This window comes from Halorubrum sp. AJ67 (assembly GCF_000513435.1).
Genome location: NZ_CBVY010000009.1, coordinates 67,960 through 74,764, shown reverse-complemented (window position 1 = coordinate 74,764; position 6,805 = coordinate 67,960). Strand labels below are relative to the sequence as shown.

Below are 6,805 nucleotides of genomic sequence, written 5' to 3'. Positions count from 1 at the left end.
ACGCGGACGTGCCGGAGTCCGCACCGGATCGACCCGGCGGAGTTCGCGTCGACGGCGGAGTGACGGCCGTTCGGAGTTGCGGTCGGTCTGTCCGACGCCGATGCGGCCGATTCGTCCCTTGGGCGGCCCGTCTTCCGGGGCGACTCGTCTCCCGGTGATCCGTCTCTCGGCCCTCGGTCTCCGCGATCCGTCGGGTCTCGATCGATCTTTTCCCAACTCCCCATCACTTCGGGGGCGGATCGAGGAGAGAGTAACACACACTCGACAGATCCGTGATTTCAAGATTCGAACACACTTGTATTCCATAATGATTATTCATTTTCCCTCGTCGGGTTGTCGTTCCATGATTTGTAATTGCGCACATATTTGGTTGTATAAATCAAACTATGTCCAATAATACGTTCCAAACGCCACCCCCCAGCGTATCGTAACATATTATAGTAATCAGTTGTAGGATGTGGTATGCCAAGTCGGCACAACGCATCCGATTCCAACCAAAACATAAATCGACGTAACGTTATCGCCACTATCGGGGCGGCTGGCGCAGCCAGCCTGGCCGGGTGTGGCGGCCAATCCGACGGCGGCGACGGTGGCGACGGCGGTGACGGCGGCGACGGCGGCGATGGAGAGCTTTTCCCCCTCAACGTTCAGCTCGAAGTCGGCGCTAACAATAGTGACCGGCTCCAGATGGTCGAACTCATAGCCGAGTCGATGGAGCAGACCGGCTACTTCAACACGACCGTCGAGACGTACGAGTGGAACACGTACCTCGGCCGTATCCTTGACCCTGAATACCAGAACAACGGATTTATTCCCTGTGTTGGGCTTTCCGGGACGTTTAACCCGGAGAGCTTCTGTAACGCTCTCCATCACTCGGATAACGTTGGTCAGTGCTGTAACCTCAACGGAATCAGTGATCCCGAGCTGGATGAACTGATGGATTCCGCACGGTACGGCGTTGAGGTTGCCGAGGATTCCGAACTTCGTGCCGAACGCTACGACGAGGTGTGGAATTACCTCGCGGAAGAGCGGTACAGTTCGATTACCCACTTCGGTCTTTCGACCGCCGTCTCAAATACGGACGTTCACGGCTTCGAGATGTGGCCCTTCGCGGAAGGAACGTACAGCTACAACATGTTCGCGCCGCAGGACGAACAGATCATGTGGCTTGACCGTGACAACGCCGCGGGCGACTCCGAGCTCTCTGACCTCACAGAGGGCGGTACGATGAGCATCGCGGTCGGCGCGAACATCGACTCGTTCGATCCGCCGTACAGCAACGACACGACGTCAACGTTGGCGCAGGGATTCATCTTCGAAGGGCTGATCGCCAACGATACTCGAGGCAATATTCACCCGTGGCTTGCCGAGAGCTACGAACTACTCGACACGAACGACATCGACCGGACCGCGTACGCGGATTACATGTCGACCGTCGGGACGACCGAAGAGGGCGCGGTAGATGCGGACCAAGTTATCGTCCAGCATCCCGAGGACAATCCGGCCGAGGACGACGAGGTCCGCGTCCTGCTCCCCGACGATGCCATCGAGGCAGCCGAGGACGGCACCTACGGAATGCAGTACCGGTACAACCTTCAAGAGGGTGTCGAGTTCCACAACGGCGACGAACTCACTGCGGAAGACGTCGTCGCGACCTACGAGTACACGCAGAACTCGGACATCTCCGCACAGACATTCGATTCGGTACTGGCGGCCGTCCAGGTGGACGAGTACACCGTCGATCTGTACGCGCAGATCGCCGACGCTGAAGCCGAACGCGAACTCCCCGGTCTGAGTATTCTCAACGCCACGCAGATCGAAGAGATCGAAGCGTCCAACGAAGGGACAGGCGAGGGCGAGCGGAATATCATCGACCCCCGGGACGACAACATCCCCATTGGGACGGGTCCCTACGAGTTTTCCGAGTTCGAAGACGAGCAGTACTACGAGGTCACGAAGTTCGACAACTACTGGACCGAACAGAAAGGCGTCAGCGAGGCGTTCAGCTGGTTCGACGGCTCCAGCGACTTCCCGGACGGTCCCGTCATCGACGGCTTCGAGGTCGAGATTGTTCCCGACGACTCCACCCGGTCTGGGGCGCTTCAGAACGGCGAGATCGACTCTACGTACGGGCTAGAAACGTCGACTCTTGACGACTTCGGTGCTTCGGATGATTACATCATTCACAGCGTCGAAACCGGTGGATACGACTATATCCAGTATCCGGTCAACGTGGCCCCGTTCGACGATGCGCGTCTTCGGAAGGCGATCAATCATCTGATCCCACGCGAGCGAATCGTCGAAAACATCTACAACGGCTACGCCCGCGCCGCGTGGACGGATCTCCCTCAGCTGGCGCAGGGAACCGGAACCACCGACTACGAGGCGCTCGAAGAAGAGATCCGTCCGACGAACGAGTACGACCCCGAGCGCGCCCAAGAGCTGCTTGATCAGGTCGCCGCGGACAACTGAGACCTCGGCGAAAACCCCCGTTTCGATGACACGAACGACCTCGTTACGTCTACTGGCGGATAAACCAACTGCGATGAACAAGCAACGATGAGCCTCCAACGTTTCATACTAAAACGCACGCTGTCGATAATCCCCATCATGTTCGGGGTGTCGGTGATCACGTTCGGGCTGTTTCACCTGACTCCCGGCGATCCGGTCACGCAGCTGGTCGCGTTGAACCCGGATGTGAGTCCGGCGGAAGAGGCTGCGCTTCGCGAACGGTGGGGGCTTTCCGGCCCCGTTTGGGAGCAGTACCTGAACTGGATCTCGAACGTGCTCGTCGGTGACTTCGGACAGGAGCTCCAGACGGGCCGCGAGGTCTCGGAGATCGTGTGGGCGCGACTTCCGGAGACCATCGCGCTCGGCCTCTTCGGGTGGGCGTTCGCGCTGGTCATCGCCATTCCGGCGGGGATCTACGCGGCGGTCAACAAGGACAATCTCGGGGACACCGTTAGCCGTTTCCTCGCCCTGTCCGGCATCTCGATCCCGAACTTCTGGCTCGGGCTGATGTTGATCCTGATATTCTCGCTGTATCTGGGTCTATTTCCCGTGTTGCCGCCGTCGAGACAGTCGCTCCTCTCCCCGGAGATGTTGTGGTACCTCATTCTGCCGGGTCTCACCATCGGAACCGCCTCGGCGGCGAGCATCATGCGCGTGATGCGAACGTCGATGACTGAGGAGCTGAACAAGGAGTACGTCACCGCCGCGCGGGCGAAGGGCCTGCCCGAACGAACGGTGATACTCAAACACGTACTGCGGAACTCCCTGATCTCGGTCGTCACGCTCGCGGCGACGCTCACGGCCTCTATCGTGGCCGGATCGGTCGTCGTAGAAGTCGTGTTCAACTGGCCGGGACTCGGACGGGAGTTCATCGATGCCATCAACCAGCGAGAGATCAACGTCGTCATGGCGATCACCCTGTTTACCGGGTTCTTCGTCATTCTCGCGAACCTCGTCGCCGACATCGTGTACGCGGCGCTCGACCCGAGGATCCGATATGACTGACCGACAAACTCACGACGAACGCGGCCGGATCCGCATCTCTGGATTCGATTCGGACCGCGTCAGAGACCGAGAGCCGATGTCCGACTGGACCGACGAATCGAGCGGCGAAACCGTCGGCCGCTGGCGGCGCGGCTTCCGGAAGTTCAAGCGGAACCGCTCCGCGATGGGCGCGCTCGTCATCGTCGTCCTGATGTCGCTGGCGGCGTTCTTCGCCCGTCCCATCGAGATGTTCGGCATGGTCGTCCAACCGTTCTCGTTGGCTCCGTACGACCCCACGACTATCCTGTACCTCCAAGACCCGGCCGTCGAGGTGTATGACCCACCCAGCTGGGAGTACCCGATGGGCGTCGACGGCTCCGGCCGCGACCTGTTCTCGCGGATCCTCGTCGGGGGCCGCTACAGCCTCTCGATCGGCTTTATCGTCGTCGGACTCACAGGGTCGTTCGGGCTGATCTACGGTTCCATCTCGGGCTACTACGGCGGCAACGTCGACGAGCTGATGATGCGGATCGTCGACACTATCTTCGCGTTCCCCGGGCTCATCTTAGCGCTCATCATCGTCGCCATCCTCGGCGGCGGCTACTGGCAGCTCGTCTTGGCGTTCAGCCTCTTCGGCTGGGCGGGGTACGGCCGTCTGGTGAGAGGGGAAGTACTGAAGATCAAAGAAAACGAGTATGTGATGGCGGCGAAAGCGCTCGGCGCGCGCGACCGCTCGGTCGTCTTCAGACACATCGCTCCCAACGCGATGCCGCCGCTCATCGTCCTGGCGTCGCTCAACATCGGGAGCGTCGTCATTGGCGTCGCAGCGCTCGGTTTCCTCGGACTCGGGTTAGACCCCAGTTCGGCCGAGTGGGGCACCATGCTGAACGCCACGCGGTCGACGCTCATCCAGGGACCGGGCGGCCAGATCCCTTGGTGGGCGACGGTCTACCCCGGTGCGGCGATCTTCATCTTCGTGATGTCAATGAACATGATCGGTGACGGTATCAACGACGCACTGGACGCACAGCAGACGGGTGTCGGCCGCGGAGGTGAGGACTGATGGCGCTGCTCGAAGTGAAGGACCTCACCGTCCGATTTTACACCCAAGAGGGCGTGGTAACGGCTGTCGACGACCTCTCGTTCCGCATCGAGAAGGGCGAGAAGTTCGGCGTGGTCGGCGAGAGCGGCGCGGGCAAAAGCGTCACCGCACTCTCCGTGTTGCGACTGATCGACAGTCCGGGCCGGATCGAGAGCGGAGAGATCCTGTTCAAAGGCGAGGACCTGCTGGAGATGTCCGAGTCGGAGATCCGCTCGATCCGCGGCAACGAGGTATCGATGATCTTTCAGGACGCACAGACGGCGCTCAACCCGGTATACACGGTGGGCGGGCAGATCGCGGAGGCGATCGAACACCACTTGGACTACACGTCCAAGGAGGCGAAGGCGCGAACGATTCAGCTGCTCGACCGCGTCGGTATCCCGGAGGCCGAAGAGCGGTTCTCCGACTACCCGCACGAGTTCTCGGGCGGGATGCAACAGCGGGCGATCATCGCGATGGCCCTGTCGTGTGACCCCGACCTGATCGTCGCGGACGAGCCGACGACCGCGCTCGACGTGACCATCGAGGCGCAGATCCTCGACGAACTCAGGGAGCTGGCCGACGAGTTCGACACGGCGATTCAGCTCATCACCCACGACCTCGGCGTCATCGCCGAGGTCTGTGACCGCGTCATGGTGATGTACGCCGGGAAACCGGTCGAGAAGGCACCGGTCGAGGAGCTGTACTACGACCCCAAACACCCGTACACGGTCGGACTCATGAGCTCGATCCCCCGCGTCAGCGACAAGCGGGAGCGGCTCCAGACGATTCCGGGCGTGATGCCCGACCTCGTTCAGCTTCCCTCCGGGTGTAGCTTCCACCCGCGCTGTCCGTTCGCCGAGGAGAAGTGTACGCGCAAGGAGCCGCCGCTCACCGACGTCGAGTCGGGAGCGGAGGCCACTCTCGACACGGAACACGCCGCGGCCTGTCTCGAGTACACGGAGGGGCTCTCGCAGGGGCTCACGTACTCCGTCGAGACGACCGGCCCGGCGGACGGCGCGGCCGCGCAGTACGTCGAGGGTGATCGCGATGAGTAGCGCCGAACCGATCCTCCGAGTCGAGGGGTTAGAGAAGTACTACGACTCGACCGGCGGGTTCGTCGACAAGCTTCTCGGTCGGTCGCAGTGGGTGAAAGCGGTCGACGGCGTCGACCTCGAACTCCACGAAGGCGAGACGCTCGGCGTCGTCGGCGAGTCCGGGTGCGGGAAGACGACGCTCGGACGCAGCATGCTCCGCTTGGTCGAGCCGACGGGCGGCTCCGTCTATTACAAGGGCGAAGACATCACGGACCTATCCAGCTCCGACCTCCGGAACCTCCGGAAGGACGTCCAGTACATCTTCCAGGACCCGTTCTCCAGCCTGAACCCGCGGCTGACGGTCGGCGACATCATCGGCGAGCCGCTCGACATCCACGACATCGCGAGCGGCGAAGAGCGGAAAGAGCGGATTTACGAACTGCTCGAAACCGTCGGCCTGAACCCGAGCCACGCGAACCGCTATCCGCACGAGTTCTCCGGCGGTCAGCGCCAGCGGATCGGCATCGCCCGCGCGCTCGCCGTCGATCCCGAGGTGATCGTCTGCGACGAGCCGGTGTCCGCGCTCGACGTGAGCGTTCAAGCGCAGATCCTCAACCTCATGGAGAACCTCCAAGAGGAGTTCGGGCTCTCCTACGTGTTCATCGCTCACGACCTCAGCGTCGTCGAGCACATCTCCGACCGGATCGCGGTGATGTATCTCGGCGAGATCGCCGAGATCGCGCCGACGGAGGAGGTGTTCGAGCCACCGTACCACCCGTACTCGGAGGCGCTCCTCTCCGCGATTCCCGAACCAGACCCGCTCTGGGAGGGCGAGCAGATCTTCCTGTCCGGGACCGTTCCCTCCCCGCTGGACCCGCCGTCGGGCTGCCGGTTCCACACCCGATGTCCGAAGGTGATCCGCGACGCCGACTACGACCTCTCGCAGGAGACGTGGCGGTCGATCATGGACATGAAGCTCCGGACGCGGGAGGCGGACGCCGTCGGGTCGGTGACGGCGGAGCTCGAAAGCGAGGTGACGGGATCGCGAACGGACCCGACGGACGCGTCGCGCGAGCAGTTCGGTCGGATGGTCCGCACCGAGTTCGACCTCCCGGACCGCCTGTCGGACGACGACGCGGAGGCCGCGGTCTCGGAGGCGATCGATCTGCTTCGCGACGAAGAGCTCTCCGCG

At 62.1% G+C, this 6,805-nt stretch carries 5 protein-coding genes; all 5 read left to right on the top strand.

What is annotated here, in order from left to right; all coding sequences use genetic code 11:
* Window positions 1-687: 687 nt before the first annotated feature.
* Complete coding sequence (locus BN903_RS09270) at window positions 688-2,472, top strand: ABC transporter substrate-binding protein (RefSeq protein ID WP_048077504.1); 1,785 nt, start codon at window positions 688-690, stop codon at window positions 2,470-2,472.
* A gap of 87 nt (window positions 2,473-2,559) precedes the next feature.
* Window positions 2,560-3,516 (top strand): ABC transporter permease, encoded by a 957-nt coding sequence (locus tag BN903_RS09265; protein ID WP_048077461.1) that lies wholly within the window; start codon window positions 2,560-2,562, stop codon window positions 3,514-3,516.
* On the top strand, window positions 3,509-4,558 hold the full coding sequence (locus tag BN903_RS09260) for an ABC transporter permease (RefSeq protein WP_048077460.1): 1,050 nt from the start codon (window positions 3,509-3,511) through the stop codon (window positions 4,556-4,558). The genes BN903_RS09265 and BN903_RS09260 overlap by 8 nt, the downstream gene beginning before the upstream one ends.
* Window positions 4,558-5,634, top strand: a complete 1,077-nt coding sequence (locus tag BN903_RS09255; protein WP_048077459.1) for an ABC transporter ATP-binding protein — start codon at window positions 4,558-4,560, stop codon at window positions 5,632-5,634. The genes BN903_RS09260 and BN903_RS09255 overlap by 1 nt, the downstream gene beginning before the upstream one ends.
* Window positions 5,627-6,805: ABC transporter ATP-binding protein (locus BN903_RS18100; protein ID WP_079890636.1), on the top strand; the 1,179-nt coding region annotated here is incomplete at its 3' end. The genes BN903_RS09255 and BN903_RS18100, both read left to right, overlap by 8 nt.